Below are 17357 nucleotides of genomic sequence, written 5' to 3'. Positions count from 1 at the left end.
CGCCTTCTCTCTGAGGATGATCTGTGGAAACTGACAGCGCTCGCACCGTTCCACTCGGCCTGACCTTCGACGATGTGCTGCTGCAGCCAGGCGAGTCCGACGTGGTGCCCAGCCGGGTCAACACGGTCACGCGTCTGACCCGCAACGTCGAGCTCTCCATCCCGCTGCTCTCCGCCGGGATGGACACCGTCACCGAGGCCCGGATGGCGATCGCCATGGCTCGCCAGGGTGGCATCGGCGTGCTGCACCGCAATCTCTCGATGGAGGACCAGGCGGCCCAGGTCGATCTGGTGAAGCGCTCCGAGTCCGGCATGATCACCAACCCGATCACCTGCGGGCCGGACGACACGCTGCGGCAGGTGGACGCGCTCTGCGGGCGTTACCGCATCTCCGGCGCCCCGGTGGTGGACGCCGAGGGCGTCCTGGTCGGCATCGTGACCAACCGTGACATGCGGTTCGTCAGCGACTTCGACGTCAAGGTGCGCGAGGTGATGACCAAGACGCCGCTGGTCACCGCCCCCGTCGGCGTTTCCAAGGACGAGGCGCTGGCCCTGCTGAGCCGCCACAAGGTGGAGAAGCTGCCGCTGGTCGACGAGAGCGGGCGGCTGCGCGGCCTGATCACGGTGAAGGACTTCACCAAGAGCGAGCAGTACCCCAACGCCGCCAAGGACCCGCAGGGCCGGCTCCGGGTGGCCGCGGCGGTCGGCGTCGGTGACGACTCCTACAAGCGGGCGCGCGAGCTGGTCGACGCCGGCGTGGACGTGGTGATCGTCGACACCGCGCACGGTCACCAGCGTGCGGTGCTGGAGATGGTGGCCCGGCTGAAGAAGGACACCCCGATCGACATCGTCGGCGGCAACATCGCGACGTACGCGGGAGCCAAGGCTCTCGTCGAGGCCGGCGCGGACGCGGTGAAGGTCGGGGTCGGCCCCGGCGCGATCTGCACCACCCGCATCGTCGCGGGCGTGGGCGTGCCGCAGATAACCGCGATCATGGAGGCGTCCCGCGCCTGTGCCCCCGCCGGTGTCCCGGTGATCGGTGACGGCGGCATCCAGTACAGCGGTGACATCGCCAAGGCGATCGTGGCCGGCGCCAGCACGGTGATGCTGGGCAGTCTGCTGGCCGGCTCGGAGGAGAGCCCCGGCGAGCTGATCTTCGTCAACGGCAAGCAGTACAAGTCGTACCGGGGAATGGGCTCGCTGGGCGCCATGCAGTCGCGCGGCCAGGCCAAGTCCTACTCCAAGGACCGCTACTTCCAGCAGGACGTGAACGAGGACAAGCTGGTCCCCGAGGGAGTCGAGGGCCAGGTGCCCTATCGTGGTCCACTGTCCAGGGTGGCGCATCAGCTCACCGGTGGGCTGCGGGCGGCCATGGGCTACGTGGGCGCGGAGACCATTCCCGACCTGCAGGAGCGGGGACAGCTCATCCGGATCACGGCGGCCGGCCTCAAGGAGAGCCACCCGCACGACATCCAGATGACCGTCGAGGCTCCCAACTACCACTCCCGGTAACCCCTCACCGCCCCACCCGCCACCCTCGAGAAGGAATGCCATGCGTGACGTCGTGGAGATCGGTCTCGGCAAGACCGCCCAGCGCGGTTACCACCTGGATGACATCGCGATCGTTCCGAGCCGCCGCACCCGCGACGTGGACGACGTGTCGACCGAGTGGAAACTCGACGCGTACCCCTTCAAGATCCCCTGCGTCGCTCATCCTTCGGACGCCACCCAGAGCCCCGAGTCGGTGATCGCCCTGGGCCGCCTCGGCGGCCTGGGCGTGCTCAACGCCGAGGGCCTCTGGACCCGTTACGAAGACCCCAGCAAGATCCTCGCGGAACTGGCCTCGCTCGACGAGGACGCCGACGCCACCCGGCGTCTCCAGGAGGTCTACTCCGAGCCGATCAAGCCGGCGCTGATCACCGAGCGGGTCCGCGAGATCCGTGCGTCCGGTGTCACCACGGCTGTCCGGGTCTCGCCGCAGCACACCCTGGCTCTCGCGCCGGTCGTGCTGGACGCCGGTGTCGATCTGCTGGTCATCCAGGGCACGCTGGTCTCGGCCGAGCACGTCTCGACCACCGACGAGCCGCTCAACCTCAAGGAGTTCATCGCCGACCTCGACCTGCCGGTCATCGTCGGCGGCTGCACCGACTACAAGACGGCCCTGCACCTGATGCGGACCGGCGCGGCCGGCGTCATCGTGGGCGTCGGCGCCGACGAGTGGTCGACGACCGACACGGTCCTCGGCATCCGGGTGCCGATGGCCACCGCGATCGCCGACGCCGCGGCCGCCCGCCGCGACTACCTCGACGAGACCGGCGGCCGGTACGTGCACTTGATCGCCGACGGCGGCATTGCCACCTCCGGCGACATCGCCAAGGCCATCGGCTGCGGCGCCGACGCCGTCATGCTGGGCGAGCCGCTGTCCCTGGCCGAGGGCGCCCCGGCCGGCGGCGCGTGGTGGCATTCGTCGGCCAGTCACCCGGCCCTCCCGCGCGGTGGTTTCTGCATCGCCGGCGAGCCCGACGGCACTCTCGAAGAGGTCTTGTACGGCCCGGCCCTCAGCGCCGACGGCCAGCTCAACCTCTTCGGCGGTCTCCGGCGGGCGATGGCCAAGTGCGGCTACCGCGACGTCAAGGAGTTCCAGAAGGTCTCCCTGGTCCTCGACAGGTAAGTCACTCCCAGCGAAGAGCAATGGCGGGCCGCCGGCCCGCCATTGCTCGTTGTGCACGTGAGATGCCCGGCGGTCGCGCTTCGGCCCGGAGCGCGGCGATGGTCGCGGGGATGCCACAGTGGTCTTGGTAGCCGTACGAAATGTCAGGGTTTCGGGGGTCGGGTCTTGCCGTCCAGCCAGGCGGCGAAGAAGGTGTCGAGGCCGCGGCCGGCGGCGGCCTCGGCGGCGGAGATGAACTGGGCCGTGGTGACGTTGCCGTCGCGGTGGTCGGCGGTCCAGGACTTGACCAGCTTGAAGAAGGCGTCGTCGCCGATGGTCTTCCGCAGCGCGTGCACGGTCATGCCGCCGCGCTGATAGACGGCATCGCCGAAGAGCCGGCGCGGGGTCGGGTCGCCGGGCGCCTCGGACCAGTTGAAGGCCGAGTACCGCTCGTCGAAGAGTTCCTGCGCGGTCTCGTCGCCGTTGTGCTCCGACCACAGCCACTCGGCGTAGGTGGCGAATCCCTCGTTGAGCCAGATGTCCTGCCAGCGGGTGAGCGCCACGCTGTCGCCGAACCACTGATGGGCGAGTTCGTGGGCGACGACGCTGGTGTTCTCGCCGGTCAGGAAGAAGGTGTTGCCGTAGACCGGGCGGGACTGGGTCTCCAGCGCGTAGCGGATCTGCTCCTCGGCGACGACGACTCCGCCGTTGGCGGCGAACGGGTACGGCCCGAACTGGGTCGCCAGGAACTCGGTGATCTCGCCGGTGCGGGCGAGGGACTTCGCGGCCGGGCCGTCGGCCGGCATCGACTCGGGTATCGCGGTCACCATCGGGCGGCCGGCGTGGGTGCCGGTGGTGATGCGGTACTGGCCGATCACGACGGTGGCGAGGTAACTGGCCATGGGCGAGGTCTCGGCCCAGCGCCAGGTTGTCAGGCCACCCGCGGTGTCGTGCTGTCCGGGAACGCCGTTGCCGATCACCTCGACGCCCTCGGGAACCGTCATCGCCAGCCGGAAGGTGGCCTTGTCGGACGGGTGGTCGTTGACCGGGAACCAGGTGCTCGCCGACTCGGGCTGGCCCAGCGCGACCGCGCCCTCGCTGCCATCGCGGAGCCAGCCGCTGGTGCCGAGGGTGTCGTTCTCCGTGGGCGCGGGGACGCCACCGTAGGTGACCACGACGGTGAACCCGCGGCCGTTCCCGATCCCGGTCGCGGGTGTGACCACCAGCTCGGCGGCCTCGGCGGCGGCGGTCGCGGTGATCCCGTCGACGGTGACCGCGGTGGCGCTCAGTCCGGCCAGGTCGAGGTTGAAACGGGACAGGTCCTGGGTGGCGGTGGCGGTGATGGTCGCCGTCCCGCTCAGGCGGCCGGTCGACGGTTCATAACGCAGCGCCAGGTCGTAGGCGCCCACGTCGTAGCCGCCGTTGCCGTACTTCGGGAAGTAGGGGTCGCCGGCGCCGTCGGCGCCGGGCCGGAAGGTGGGGGCCGGCGCGGTCACCGTGGGTGTGGGTGACGGATCGTCGGATGAGCACCCGGCCAGCACCGTCAGGAGGATCAGCCCCCCGCCCCGTAACCTCATGTCGTCGAGGGTACGTCTAGTCCTTGTCGACTAGTTTGGGGTGCGCCGCGAGGTATGCGGCGTGCTTGCCCTTGGCGAGCGCCTTGATGAAGTCGCGTCCCTCGGCCTTGAGCTGCTCACCGGCGTAGTTGCCGCCGCTGCCGATGCCCTCGCCGGGCAGCGCGACCATGGTTATCTTCTTCAGGTCGCGGAGCGCGTAGGCGTACTCGAACGGGGTACGCCCGCCGACGTAGACCAGGGATTCACCGAGCGCGCTGATCACCGGGCCGAGCTTCGCCGGGTCGCTCAGGCCCTGTGACATCGCCTTGGCGAGGATCGCCTTGACCATCTGCCGGTGGTGTCGCTGGCGGTCGTAGTCGCCGTTGGGCAGCCCGTACCGCTGGCGCGCGTAGTCGATCGCCTGCCAGCCGGTGAGGCGCCGGGTGCCGGGCTGGTAGACCGCCTGCGGTCCGATGTAGTCACCGCCGGTGAGGGTCCGCATCGAACCGTCCGGCTTCCGGTGCCGCGACTTCACCTGCTGGTCGATCACCATGTCGATGCCGCCGAGTTGGTCGACCAGTTTGTCGAGGCCCGCGAAGTTGAGGACCGCCCCACCGTGGAAGGTCTTGATCCCGGTGTATGCGCTGAGACTCTTGGTGAGCAGTTCGTAACCCTGCTCGACACTTTTCTCCTTGGAGCCCGGAATCCGCGATCCTCGGCTCATCGCTTCCGTGATTTTGGACCGTCCGCCGGCGAAATCAGCCTTTTTGTACGCCGGTACCTCAACTCGCAGATCGCGCGGCAGTGAATACAAATAGGCGGATTTCAGGTCTTCCTCCACGTGCAGCAGCATGATCGTGTCGGCGTGCGGCTCCCACCCGGGGATGCTCACCCGGGTGTCCACGCCGATCAGCACCAGGTCGAGCGGGCCCTTGATGTCCGCGCCGGGCGACGGCGCGGGCGGGGCCGCGACGGCCGGAGCGCTCGCCGAGGCCGCCGGGCTCGGTGCGCCGGACGGCGCCGCGACGGGCGCGGAGGATCGCCGGCTGACCGCGATGGCGACGCCCACTCCCACGATCAGGGCCAGGACGACGCCGGCCACGATCGACCAGGTGATCTTGCTATTCCGCATAGCGGAACAGTAAATGACATCGCGGCGGTGCTCAATGCCACCGGGTATTGCGAAATTCAAGATCGCCGGTACGCTAGCCCGGCGATTAGCCGGTACGCGGCCGTATCGTCCCAACGGGAGGCTTGTCCCAGAATGAAATCCACTCACCGGCGGATCGTCGTCGGTCTGGTCGCTGTCACCGCCCTGGCCGCGGGGGCCAGTCTCGCCCCGGTCGCCGGTGCTTCGGTCACCGGCGCCGCCCGCGCCCTACCGGTCCGGTTCCTGGTCGGACTGCGCGGCGGCGTCGAGACGGACGTCACACTGCCCAGCCTGAGCCGGTTCGGCCTGGCCCACGCCGAGGGCCGGGGCGACAGCACCGCCCGCCGCCTGCTCGGTGAGGTCCGGGCGAGGTCGATCGAGGTGCCGGGCAGTCGCGCGGCGGCCGTGAAGGCCGCACTCCAGCTCGACCCGAACGTCGCGTACGTCCAGGAGGACCCGCAGGTCAAGAAGCTGGACGTGACGCCCAGCGACCCCTACTTCACCGCCGGGCGCCAGCCCGAGCTGGGCCAGATCACCGTGCCGAAAGCGTGGGAGTCGACCACCGGCTCCTCGGTGAAGGTCGCGGTGGTGGACACCGGCGTGAACGGGGTCGGTGACCTGGCCGGCAGGGTGCTGCCCGGTTACGACTTCTACAACGGCGACGGCGACGCGGACGACGACGACGGGCACGGCACCATCGTGGCGTCGCTGGTCGCCGCGACGCCGAACAACGGGACCGGCATCGCCGGGGTCTGCGGCGAGTGCCAGATCCTGCCGGTGAAGGTGCTCGACAGCAGCGGCCTGGGCTACCACTCGGACATCGCCCGGGGCATCATCTACGCCGCCCAGCAGGGCTCGAAGATCATCAACCTGTCGCTCGGCAGCCCCGCGTCCTCGGCGGTGCTGCAGGACGCGGTCGCCTACGCGAACGGCCGGGGCGCCCTGGTGGTCGCGGCCGCCGGCAACGACGGCAGGGACGTCCGGGGCTACCCGGCGGCGTACGCGGACGTGCTCGCGGTGGGTGCGACCGACACCCGTACCGGCGGCACCGCCCGCGCTGACTTCTCCAACTTCGGCAACTGGGTGGACGTGGCGGCGCCCGGCATCACGGCGGGCATGAAGCGCGACGGCACCTACTGCTGGGACGACCGCAGCTCGTGCTGGATCGCGCGGTACAACGAGTACGAGATCCAGGGCACGTCCTTCTCGGCCCCGCTGGTCTCCGGCGTCGCGGCCCTGGTCGCCTCGAAGAACCCGGGTTACAGCGGCTGGAGCCTCGGCAACGCGATCACCGGCACGGCCCGCCCGAACGGCGGCTGGAACCAGTACGGCGTGGTGGACGCGGCCGCGGCGATCAACCGGGGCACCGACACCACCCCGCCGAGCGCCACCGGCACCAGCCCGGCGCAGAACGCCAAGGTGCGGGGCACCGTCCCGGTTATCGCGCTCGGCCTGCGGGACGACTCGTCCGGCATCCTCGCCGTCGACCTCTTCGTCGACGGGAAGCTGCACACCTGGGACTACACGGCTCCGTTCGTGCCGAACCTGCGGACGGCCGGCCGGAACGGCCGGATCAAGATGCAGGTGCGGATCCGCGACAAGGCCGGCAACGTGACCTGGCTGCCGGCCCGGACCGTGATCGCCGACAACGTGCTGCCCACGGCGTCGGTCACCAAGGCCCCGAAGAACAAGGCCAGGGTCAAGGGCACCGTCAAGGTGCACGTCAAGGCCGCCGACAAGTCCGGGATCAGCAAGGTTCAGCTGCTGGTGAACGGCAAGGTCGTGGCGACCGACACCAAGGCGGGCTACGTGCTCAGCTACAAGGTGTCGCGCCAGAAGAAGACGATGAAGGTTCGGATCCGGGCGTACGACAAGGCCGGCAACGTGCGGTACACGACGATCCGTACCTACTACCGGGCCTGAGGATTTCGGGGTGCTCACCGCCGGTAAACTCGCCGGGTGAGCACCCCGCGTCCCGTTCTCGTCGTCGACTTCGGCGCCCAGTACGCCCAGTTGATCGCCCGCCGGGTCCGTGAGGCCCGTGTCTACTCCGAAATCGTCCCGCACTCGATGCCGGTGGCCGAGATGCTGGCGAAGAACCCCGCCGCGATCATCCTCTCCGGAGGCCCCTCCAGCGTGTACGAGCCTGGCGCGCCCACGCTCGACGCCGGCCTCTTCGCCCATGACGTGCCGGTCTTCGGCATCTGTTACGGCTTCCAGGCGATGGCCCAGGCGCTCGGCGGCACGGTGGCACACACCGGCTCCCGGGAGTACGGACGGACCCTCCTGGAGAGCCGGGGCGGCACCCTGCTCCGCGACCTGCCGGCCGATCTGCCGGTGTGGATGAGCCACGGCGACAGCGTCGCGGTCGCCCCCGAGGGTTTCTCGGTCACCGCCTCCACCCCGGGCGCCCCGGTCGCCGCCTTCGAGGACCTCGTCACCAGGCGGGCCGGTGTGCAGTTCCACCCCGAGGTGGCGCACACCGAGCAGGGCCAGGAGATGCTCAAGCGTTTCCTCTACGACATCGCGGGCCTGGAGCCCACCTGGACGCCGGGCAACATCATCGACGACCAGGTCGCCGCGATCCGCGCGCAGGTGGGGGACAAGCAGGTCATCTGCGGCCTGTCCGGCGGCGTTGACTCGGCGGTCGCCGCGGCCCTCGTCCACAAGGCGATCGGTGACCAGCTGACCTGCATCTTCGTCGATCACGGCCTGCTCCGTGCCGGTGAGGCCGAGCAGGTGGAGAAGGACTACGTCGCCGCGACCGGCATCCGCCTCAAGGTCGTCGACGCTTCGGAGCAGTTCCTCGGGCATCTGGCGGGGGTCACCGATCCCGAGCAGAAGCGCAAGATCATCGGCCGCGAGTTCATCCGCACGTTCGAGGCCGCGGCCCGCGAGCTGGACGCGGAGCGGCACATCGAGTTCCTGGTCCAGGGCACCCTGTACCCGGACGTGGTGGAGTCCGGCGGTGGCACCGGCACGGCCAACATCAAGTCGCACCACAACGTCGGCGGCCTCCCCGACGACCTGCAGTTCGCGTTGATCGAGCCGCTGCGCACCCTGTTCAAGGACGAGGTTCGTGCTCTCGGCGCCGAACTGGGCCTGCCGGAGGAGATGGTGCAGCGGCACCCGTTCCCCGGGCCGGGCCTCGCGATCCGCATCATCGGCGCGATCGACCGCGACCGGCTCGACATCCTGCGCGCCGCCGACCTGATCGCCCGGGAGGAGCTCGCCGCCTCCGGCTTGGACCGCGAGGTCTGGCAGTTCCCGGTGGTGCTGCTCGCCGACGTGCGCAGCGTCGGGGTGCAGGGCGACGGCCGCACCTACGGGCACCCGGTGGTGCTGCGCCCGGTCTCCTCCGAGGACGCCATGACCGCTGACTGGTCCCGCCTTCCCTATGACCTGATCGCCAAGATCTCGAACCGGATCACCAACGAGGTCCGCGAGGTCAACCGGGTGGTTCTGGACGTCACGAGCAAGCCGCCGGGCACTATCGAGTGGGAATGACGGTCAGTAGTGGATCAATCGCCCAGGGCGGCTCAACCCGCCCTGAGCTGCAGTTACACACCGCTATCCCACTGTCAGGAACTTGACACAAGTTCTTGAGAGGTAACATATTCCGGGCAGAATGCCGCCCGTGACCCCCGCACTGGAACCGCTCCGCAGGATCGCCGCCTACGCCGTCGCCCGCGACGGCGAAGGCCGCGTCCTCCTGGTCCGGGCCTCCTCCAGATCCGGCACTCCCGGAGTCTGGTCGCTGCCCGGCGGCGCCGTCGACCACGGCGAAGACCCCAACCACACCGTCGTCCGCGAGACCGCGGCGGAGACCGGGCTCTCCGTCGCCGTCGCAGGGCTGCACGACGTCCTCGCCGACATGCGCTCGATGCCGCACCGAGGCGTCACCATCCACACCGACCGGCTGATCTACTCCGTGTCGGTGCGTGGCGGCAATCTCGTCGACCGGGTCGGCCACCCCACCGACCTGGCCCGATGGCACACCCTCGAAGAGGCCGAGAAACTGAAACTGCGGCCGTTCACCGCGGCCGCCCTCGGGCTGTCCGCCGCCTCCGCCGACCTGCGGCCCGAGGAGGCGCCGGTCTTCCCGTCCTTCTACGCCTACGAGGGACCCGACGGCCTGCACCGGGCCCAGCGGTTCGCGGCCTACGCGATCGCCACCGACCCGTTCGAGAACCTCCTGCTCACCCGGATCTCCGAGGGCTACCCCGGAGCCGGCTGCTGGCACCTGCCCGGCGGCGGCACCGACTTCGGCGAACAGCCCGGCACCGCCCTGATCCGGGAACTGGTCGAGGAGACCGGGCAGGAGGGCCGCCTGATCGAACTGCTCGGCGTGGCCAGCCATCGGGACGCGGCGTCGCTCGGGCCCGAGGGCTACCCGATCGACTGGCACGGCGTCCGGGCCTTCTACCGGGTCGTCGTCGACCGGCCGACCGAGGTGACCATCCACGACGTGGGCGGCTCCACCTCCGAGGCGCGCTGGATGCCGCTCAAAGCGGTGGCCGAGCTGGCCGGTGACCAGATCACCGAGGTGACCGCCGAGGCCTTGCGGGCGGCGCGGCTAATCTAGGGCCGGTGAAGATCAGGAGACGAGCGGCGGCGTACGGCGTGTGCCGGGCCTCCGACGGGCGCGTACTGCTCACCCGCGGATCGGAGGCCTGCGCGTTCCCCGGCGTGTGGTCGCTGCCCGGCGGCGGTATCGACCACGGCGAGCACCCGGACGACACGGTGGTCCGGGAGTTCGCCGAGGAGACCGGCCTGCGGGTGCGGATCACCGGGGTGCGGACCGTGCTCGCCGACCTGGCCCGCCTCCCGGACTCCTCGATCGAGCACACCGACCGGATCGTCTACGACGTCGAGGTCACCGGCGGCGAGCTGCGCCCCGAGGCCGCCGGCACGAGCGACCTCGTCGAGTGGCTCACCCCGGCCGAGGTCGCGGCGCGTCCGCTGCTGCCCTTCGCGGCCGGGATTCTCGGCGTGCGGTTCGGCGGCGACGACGCCGAGCTCATCGGCGACCTGCCGCCGGTCGAGCCGGAACGGCCCGGCCGGGTGCAACGCTTCGGAGCGTACGCCCTGGCCACCGACCCGGAGGGCCGGATCCTCCTGACCCGGATCGCCGACGGATACCCCGGCGCGGGGTTGTGGCACCTGGCCGGCGGCGGCACCGACTTCGGCGAGACCCCGGAGAAGGCGGTCGCCCGGGAACTTTTCGAGGAGACGTCGCAACGGGGCCGTATCACCGGTCTCATCGGTGTTTCGCACCGATACGATCCGGCCGCGCTCGGCCCCGAGAAAGTGCCGCTGGACTGGCATGTGATCCGGGTCGTCTACCGCCTGACGGTGGACGAGCCGACGGTCGCGGCGGTCACCGAAGCGGCTGGTGGATCCACCGCCGAAGCCGCCTGGCTCACCCCTGATGAGGCCGCCAACCTGCCCCTCACGGAACTGGCGCGGGCCGCATTGGGCCGGACGGGCTAAAATCGAACGTGGAAGGCTGAGCACGCGTCCGTCGGTCCGCGCGAGGAATCAAACGTCAGTCTCCGTGGTTGTACTCGAGGATCGTTCGCCCTCTCGCCAAGGCCGTCCGGCTGTGCGATGGTGTAACCCGCAATTTCGCCGGGAACATCAGTGACCGACGGAACACCGAACTCCATGGAGGAAGCACGTGCCGAGTACCCCTTGGCGCCGGCGACGCGCGACGGATAGTCCCCGTCCTGCCGGGCGTCGTTGGGCTGGCCGGCTGCGCCGCGGCGGATCTCTCGCCCGGCAAGCCCTGATGGTTCGGGTGGGCCGCCGCTCCGCCGAGACCGGGCGGGCCGCCACCGCGACCCGGGCCGAGGTGCTTCACGTCGGTTTCGACCCGGTGCGAACCATCACCATTCCCGCGCCGGGGGTTCCTGTGGACGTTTCTGTCGACGGGGCTGACTCAGCGCCGGTTTCCATCCCACTGCTGCCGGGTGAGCGCACCATGTCCCGCCGTGCGAGCTTCGCCCTCGTCAACGCCTGCACCCTGGCCAGCCTCGGCCTCGGCCTGATGGCGATCTACCTGGCCATGGACGGCAAGGTCCAGATCGCGGCGGCCTTCCTGGTGGCCTGCGTGATCTTCGACGGCCTGGACGGCGCGCTCGCTCGCAAGCTCGGGGTGGCCAGCCCGTTCGGCGCCCAGATGGACTCGCTCGCCGACATGTGCTCGTTCGGTCTCGCCGCACCCGTGGTGGTCTACGCGTCGCTGGCCGACGAGGTGCCGCAGGCCGCCGCCGCGATCGCGACCGCCCTGGTGGCCGGCTGCGCGGCGGTGCGACTGGCCCGCTTCAACGTCTCACCGAAAGACGGCCGGTTCTTCTGCGGCGTGCCCACCACGATGGCCGCCGCGGTGCTGGCGCTCACCGTGCTGATCGGCCTGCCGTTGCCGGGCATGGTCATGCTCGCCGGGGTGACGCTGCTCGCCTTCGCGATGGTCTCCAGCTTCCCGTATGCGAAACTCGCCCGCCTGCTGAAGATGCCGCCGTGGCTGTGGGTGCTGCCGATCGTCGGCGCTCTGATCGAGCCGCGCATGACGTTCGTCATGATCGTCGCGACCTACCTGGTCAGCGGCCCGATCCTGTGGATGCGCGCCAAGCGGGTCTGACCCACCGACACACGAAAGGCCGTCTCCCTGAGGGAGACGGCCTTTCTGCGATCCCAGCGCCGGCTAGCGCTCACTGTCGTATTCGGCTGCTTGTCGTCACCGCTGTTCTCGGGTGCTTGACACAGCGGTCCGGGCCGGCCGGTGAGTGGGCAGCAGCCCGGCGGCCGCTCAGCGGCCCCGGCCCCGCGCGGGCGTCGCGCGGGAGCCACGGGGCCTTACGTAGCCGTATGAGATAGGGGTCTATTTCCAGCGGGCGATGACCGTGGAGCCACCGACCACGCGCTCGCTCACGGTGACCAGGGCTTCCGCGCGGTCGGCGGGGAGGTAGACGTCGGTGCGGGAGCCGAAGCGGATCAGGCCGTAGCGCTCGCCTTTCGCCAGCAGAGTGCCGACCGGCGCCCGCTGCACGATGCGCCGGGCGATCAGCCCGGTCCGCTGCGCCACCACGACCGTGCCGTGGTCGGTGTCGAGCACCGTGTACGCCGCGACGTTGTGCTCGGCGGCGGCGGTCGCCGCGTTGGCGTAGCCGCCCTCCTCGACGAAGTAGTCGGCGACCCGGCCGGCCACCGGCGTGCGGTTGACGTGCACGTCGAAGACCGAGAGGAAGACGGCGATCCGCAGGAACTCGCCCGGGCCGAAGCGCTCGTCACGCAGCCGCTCGACCGAGAGGACCTTGCCGTCGGCGGCGGAGACCACGGCCGACGGGTCGGCCGGGACGTCCCGCTCCGGGTCACGGAAGAAGGCCGCGACGGGCGCGGCGGCGAGCGCCGGCAGCAGCCACAGTTTCGACTTCGGCCGGGTGCGGCGGGCCAGCGCGGCCAGGCCGAGCGCGATGCCGGCCGCGGCGACCCCGTTGGAGTCGATGTGCATGGTGCGGGTCAGCGGCACGCTCGACGGCCGGTAGGCGGGGGCGAGCGCGGCCGCGGTCGACACCTCGGCCGGGCTGAAGCGGAGCTTGTGCACCCGCAGCGGCGGCTGGTTGCGGACCACCAGGTCGGAGCCGACCCCGAAGAGGGCGCCCTGGCGGAAGAGTTCCGCGGCGGCGCCCTGGGTGCGGCCGGGACCGGCGGGCACGGCCACCGACAGGACGGCGCCGTCGGCGAGGTACTTGCCGAGCCGGTCGATCAGAGTGCGGGTCTCCTCGGCGGTGCCGGTCAGCGGCTCCCCGGCGATCACCACGTCGGCGGGCTGGGCTTCGTCGAGGGACTCGACCACCTTCACCCGGTCGGCGACCCAGCTGCCGAGACCGGTGATGTGGTCACGCAGCAGCTCGCTGCTGCTGTTGCTGCCGGGGACGAGGGTGAGGGTGTCGCCCGGGAGCAGCGCCTCGACGGCTGCGGCCACCACGGCCGAGGCGTGGTCGGCGCCGACCAGCAGTGCGGACGTGGCCGCGTTCTGCCGGGCGAACTCGGCGGTCAGGGTGCGGGCGGCCCGGTCACCCACGCCGGGGACGGGCGCGACGGGAACGGTCGGAAACGCGGTCATCCAGCGAGCATATTGCCCCGCCCACCGGTCACTGACCTGTGGGCGGGGCACTTGCCTTCCGATCAGTCCTCCCGCGGGCGCTCGGAGACGGCCGGCCCGGGGTGTTCGCGGGTGAACTTGCCGGCCGGGTCGTCGAGCAGTTCCCGGACGATCGAGGCGTGCACTTCCGGGGGCAGGTCGCCCGGGGTCTCGGCGGTGGCCGGGACCGGAGCCGGGGCGGGCGCCTCGCGGCGGCCGGAGCGGATCGCGCCGAGGAGGCCCACCACTCCGAAGAAGATCAGCCCGGCGGCCACGATCCAGCCGATCGCCGGCAGGTGCAGCGTGAACACCTGGGAGACCGCCCACCAGAACGCGACCAGCAGGAAGATCAGGCCGAAGCTGAGGGAGACGCCGTCCATCCGGTGCGGTTTCATCGGATCACCTCCACGTTCCCGGCTTCGAGCCGGATGTCCAGCTTCAGGGTGCCACCGCCGTTGCCGTCGGAGCCCAGGTCGGTGGTCTGCCGGTAGGAGCTGTCGTTGAACTCCTCACCGAAGATCACCAACCGCCCGCCCTCGACCCCGGCCTCGACCGTGGCGTCGACCGTCGGTGGGAGCAGCACCCTCAGCTGGCCGAGCTTCATGTCGACCACGGTCTGCTGGTTCTGCCCGGCGAAGTCGACCTGGCGCAGGTCCAGGGTGACGTTGCCGACGTTGAAGTCGTACTGGTCGGCGACCGCGGTGATGGTGGCGGGCCGGTAGACGCTGGGGGTCCAGTCCTGGCCGAGTTTCTCCACGCCGGAGGAGACGCCCAGGCCGAAGGTGAGCAGCAGAGCGAGCGCGATGAGGCCGCGGGCCCGGCCGAACCAGGCGCCGACGATCAGGCCGAGCGCGGTGGTCACCAGGGCCGCCGCGAAGTAGGCGGAGGTGCCCACGTCGACGCCGCTCATGTCGAGCGCCGCGATCAGGCCGGTCACCATGACGACCGCGAAGAAGGTGAGCCGGCCCAGGATGGACCGCTCCTTCGGCGGTTTCGGCGGCTTGGGCGGCCGCGGTGGGACGGGCGGCGGCGGGACGGGACCGGCGAACGGGCCGTGCGGCGCGAACGGCGGCCGGAAACCGGTCAGCGGCGCAGCCGGAGGAGTGTACGGCGGCGGCGGCGTGACCAGCGGCGGAACGGGCGGGGCGGTCATCGTCTCGCCGGCCGACGCGGCACTGGCCGGTGCGGCGGCGGGCGTCGCGACGAATGCCACCGTCGGCTCCTCGGCGCCCGGTCCAGGAGGCGGTGCCGCGCCCTCCTGGGGCGGAGGCACGTTGCCCCGTTTGATGAGCAGGAACGCCCCCAGGATCACCGCGGCGGCGAGCATGCTGGCCCGTGCGCCGGAGTTGACGATGAAGGCGAAGGTCAGCAGCGCGGCGCCGCCGAGCATGACCACCGACAGCGGCGCCATCCCGGACCGTCCCTTGCCGAGCAGGGACTCGATCGGTGAGGCGGTGTCGCCCTCGGACGGGATGATCAGCCAGCCGATCAGATAGAGCAGGACACCGGTGCCGCTGAGCACGCCGAGCACGGCGAGCAGCACCCGCCAGAGGACCGGGTCGGTGTTGGTGGCCCGGGCCAGCGCACCGCACACCCCGGCCACGTAGCGGCCGTTGCGGGGGCGGACCAGCTTCTGACGGGACCAGGCCGCGGACGCCGTGGAGACCCAGGGCGGCACGTTGGACCCGGGAGGGAAGCCCTGGGGCTGGTCGGAAGGTGCCTGGTCGCCCTTCGCGGGACCGGCACTCGGTGCTTCGTCGTTCATGGTTCGATACTGCTGGCGACACCACCCTCACCGCTTCCGGAGACGACCCTGAGGCCACCCTGAGATCCGGGTGCCGGTTTCCGGGGGAGTTCCCCGTGGCCTGCCGGTGTCTTTCCGTGTGACGATCGGAGGGTGACCGCAACCGCCGTACCGACCCAGCCGCGCCGGTTGTACCGGCCGCGCGACCAGCGCATCGTCGCGGGAGTCGCCGCGGGCCTGGCACGCCACCTCGGCATGCCGGTGCTGGCGGTCCGGATCGCCCTCGTCGTTCTGCTTGGTTTCAACGCCCTCGGCCTGCTGATCTACGCCGCCTACTGGGCGGTGCTGCCGCAGGAGGCGCGTGCCGGCGAGGAGCCGGCCCGCCGCGACCTGGGCGCCCTGCTGCCGTTCGCGGCAATCGGGCTGGGCGTGGTCCTGCTCCAGTCGCTGGTCTTCGAGGACCAGGTGGCCACCACGGCCGGCTGGATGATCGCGGTGATCGCGGTCGGCGCCGGCGTGATCTGGCACCAGTCCGACCCGAGCCGCCGTGACTACCACTCGGAGAACCTGGCCTCCGCCCCGTGGTTCACCGCCATCGTGTCGGAGACCGACCGGCGTGCATTCCTCTTCCGGTTCATCGGCGGCGGGGTCCTGGTCGCGGTCGGGATCATCGGCGTGGTCGCGGTCTACGCGCCGGCCGGTTCCCTCTCCGCGGTCTTCAACGGCGTGATCTTCGCCTTCGTCGGCCTGCTCGGTGTCGGGGTCGTGGTCGCACCGCTGGTGTGGCGCACGTTCGGCCAGCTGCGCGCCGAGCGTGAGGGCCGCATCCGCGAGCAGGAGCGGGCCGAGCTGGCCGCGATGATCCACGACCAGGTGCTGCACACGCTGGCCCTGATCCAGCGCAACTCCGCCGACATCAAGGAGGTGCAGCGTCTCGCCCGCGGGCAGGAGCGCAGCCTCCGGAACTGGCTCTACCGGCCCACCGGCTCGCCGAACGAGCGGTTCGCCGCCGCGCTGGAGCAGGCCGCGGCCGAGGTCGAGGACACCTTCGCGATCACCGTGGAGACCGTTGTGGTCGGCGACACCCAGTCCGACGAGCGGGTGGCGGCTCTGATCGCCGCGGCGCGGGAGGCTCTGGTCAACGCCGCCCGGCATGCCGGTGTGCAGACGGTTTCGCTCTACGCCGAGGTGGAGGAGGATGAGCTGAGCGTCTTCGTCCGGGACAGGGGCGCCGGCTTCGATGTCGGCGGTGTGGCGGACACTCGGCACGGGGTGCGGGGGTCGATCATCGGGCGGATGCAGCGACATGGCGGCAAAGCCGAGATCCGAAGCGCCCCGGGAGAGGGTACCGAGGTGCGACTGATGCTTCCTGTCTCGCGTGACAGTGTGACCGCCGGTAAGGAGTCTGTGCGATGACCGAGCCCGTGATGGAGCCGGAGCCCCGTCGGCTCAACGTCTTCCTGGTCGACGACCATGCGATGTTCCGTGCCGGCGTGCGTGCCGAGCTGGGCGCGCACGTCGACGTGGTGGGCGAGGCCAGCACGGTCGCCGAGGCGATCAGCCGGATCGCGGCGGTGCAGCCCGACGTGGTCCTGCTCGACGTGCACATGCCGGACGGCGGGGGCCGGGCGGTCCTGGAGTCGGTGCGCCGGAGCCACCCGCAGGTCCGTTTCCTGGCCCTGTCGGTGTCGGACGCCGCAGAGGACGTGATCGGCCTCATCCGGGCCGGCGCCCGGGGCTATGTGACCAAGACGATCTCGCCGGACGAACTGGCCGCCGCGGTGCGCCGGGTGGCCGACGGTGACGCGGTCTTCAGCCCCCGACTGGCCGGCTTCGTTCTGGACGCCTTCGCCTCCCGGCCCGACGTGCCGGTGGCCGATCCGGAACTCGACCAGCTCACCAATCGCGAGCGTGAGGTGCTGCGGCTGCTCGCGCGGGGTTACGCCTACAAGGAGATCGCCAAGGAGCTGTACATCTCCATCAAGACGGTGGAGACCCACGTGTCGAACGTCCTGCGCAAATTGCAGATGAGCAACCGTTACGAGCTGTCACGATGGGCGGCCGATCGGCGTCTGGTCTGACCCGTCCGGACAGGTTTGTTGAGTGTTTTTC

General features: G+C 70.6%; 14 protein-coding genes. 9 read left to right on the top strand and 5 right to left on the bottom strand.

Features of this window, described 5'->3' with window-relative positions; genetic code table 11:
* The first annotated feature begins 23 nt into the window (after nt 1-23).
* Together guaB and QLQ12_RS07670 are read left to right on the top strand one after the other, a co-directional pair.
* Nucleotides 24-1511, top strand: coding sequence for an IMP dehydrogenase (gene guaB, locus QLQ12_RS07675; protein WP_282758151.1), 1488 nt, complete (start codon nt 24-26; stop codon nt 1509-1511).
* Nucleotides 1512-1551: 40 nt separating this feature from the next.
* Nucleotides 1552-2670: a GuaB3 family IMP dehydrogenase-related protein gene (locus QLQ12_RS07670; RefSeq protein WP_282758149.1), complete on the top strand. Its 1119-nt coding sequence runs from the start codon at nt 1552-1554 to the stop codon at nt 2668-2670.
* A 143-nt stretch (nt 2671-2813) separates the two neighbouring features.
* Here the strand turns inward: QLQ12_RS07670 and QLQ12_RS07665 are convergent, their stop codons facing one another.
* Nucleotides 2814-4226, bottom strand: coding sequence for a M1 family metallopeptidase (locus QLQ12_RS07665; RefSeq protein ID WP_282758147.1), 1413 nt, complete (start codon nt 4224-4226; stop codon nt 2814-2816).
* Nucleotides 4227-4242: 16 nt separating this feature from the next.
* The gene (locus tag QLQ12_RS07660; protein ID WP_282758146.1) at nt 4243-5337 is read right to left on the bottom strand and encodes an LCP family protein; all 1095 of its coding nucleotides are present in this window, start codon (nt 5335-5337) and stop codon (nt 4243-4245) included.
* Nucleotides 5338-5469: 132 nt separating this feature from the next.
* On the opposite strand from QLQ12_RS07660, the gene QLQ12_RS07655 reads away from it, so the two are divergent.
* The 5 genes from QLQ12_RS07655 to QLQ12_RS07635 all read left to right on the top strand — a co-directional run bounded on the left by QLQ12_RS07655 (nt 5470) and on the right by QLQ12_RS07635 (nt 11998).
* A complete protein-coding gene (locus QLQ12_RS07655) occupies nt 5470-7278 on the top strand; it encodes a S8 family serine peptidase (protein ID WP_282758145.1) in 1809 nt (602 codons plus the stop codon).
* Between the two features lie 36 nt (nt 7279-7314).
* Nucleotides 7315-8862, top strand: coding sequence for a glutamine-hydrolyzing GMP synthase (gene guaA / locus QLQ12_RS07650; RefSeq protein ID WP_282758144.1), 1548 nt, complete (start codon nt 7315-7317; stop codon nt 8860-8862).
* A 130-nt stretch (nt 8863-8992) separates the two neighbouring features.
* Nucleotides 8993-9940: an NUDIX domain-containing protein gene (locus QLQ12_RS07645; RefSeq protein ID WP_282758143.1), complete on the top strand. Its 948-nt coding sequence runs from the start codon at nt 8993-8995 to the stop codon at nt 9938-9940.
* 5 nt (nt 9941-9945) lie between these two features.
* Nucleotides 9946-10848: an NUDIX hydrolase gene (locus QLQ12_RS07640; RefSeq protein ID WP_282758142.1), complete on the top strand. Its 903-nt coding sequence runs from the start codon at nt 9946-9948 to the stop codon at nt 10846-10848.
* Nucleotides 10849-11110: 262 nt separating this feature from the next.
* Nucleotides 11111-11998, top strand: a complete 888-nt coding sequence (locus tag QLQ12_RS07635; RefSeq protein ID WP_282758494.1) for a CDP-alcohol phosphatidyltransferase family protein — start codon at nt 11111-11113, stop codon at nt 11996-11998.
* Between the two features lie 240 nt (nt 11999-12238).
* Here QLQ12_RS07635 and QLQ12_RS07630 read toward each other — a convergent pair whose 3' ends face one another.
* From QLQ12_RS07630 to QLQ12_RS07620, 3 genes are all read right to left on the bottom strand, one after another.
* A complete protein-coding gene (locus QLQ12_RS07630) occupies nt 12239-13483 on the bottom strand; it encodes a phosphatidylserine decarboxylase (protein WP_282758140.1) in 1245 nt (414 codons plus the stop codon).
* A 62-nt stretch (nt 13484-13545) separates the two neighbouring features.
* The gene (locus QLQ12_RS07625) at nt 13546-13896 is read right to left on the bottom strand and encodes a hypothetical protein (RefSeq protein ID WP_282758138.1); all 351 of its coding nucleotides are present in this window, start codon (nt 13894-13896) and stop codon (nt 13546-13548) included.
* On the bottom strand, nt 13893-15266 hold the full coding sequence (locus QLQ12_RS07620; protein ID WP_282758137.1) for a PspC domain-containing protein: 1374 nt from the start codon (nt 15264-15266) through the stop codon (nt 13893-13895). The genes QLQ12_RS07625 and QLQ12_RS07620 overlap by 4 nt, the downstream gene beginning before the upstream one ends.
* Before the next feature lie 132 nt (nt 15267-15398).
* On the opposite strand from QLQ12_RS07620, the gene QLQ12_RS07615 reads away from it, so the two are divergent.
* Entirely contained in the window at nt 15399-16661 is a 1263-nt protein-coding gene (locus tag QLQ12_RS07615; RefSeq protein WP_282758136.1) for an ATP-binding protein, read from the top strand.
* Nucleotides 16658-17326: a response regulator gene (locus QLQ12_RS07610; RefSeq protein ID WP_282758134.1), complete on the top strand. Its 669-nt coding sequence runs from the start codon at nt 16658-16660 to the stop codon at nt 17324-17326. The genes QLQ12_RS07615 and QLQ12_RS07610 overlap by 4 nt, the downstream gene beginning before the upstream one ends.
* Nucleotides 17327-17357 lie beyond the last annotated feature (31 nt).

The sequence above is a fragment of the Actinoplanes sandaracinus genome (assembly GCF_030009775.1).
GTDB classification, from domain to species: domain Bacteria; phylum Actinomycetota; class Actinomycetes; order Mycobacteriales; family Micromonosporaceae; genus Actinoplanes; species Actinoplanes sandaracinus.
The sequence above is the reverse complement of the archived record's forward strand: the minus strand, read 5'-3'. Positions and strand labels throughout refer to the sequence as shown.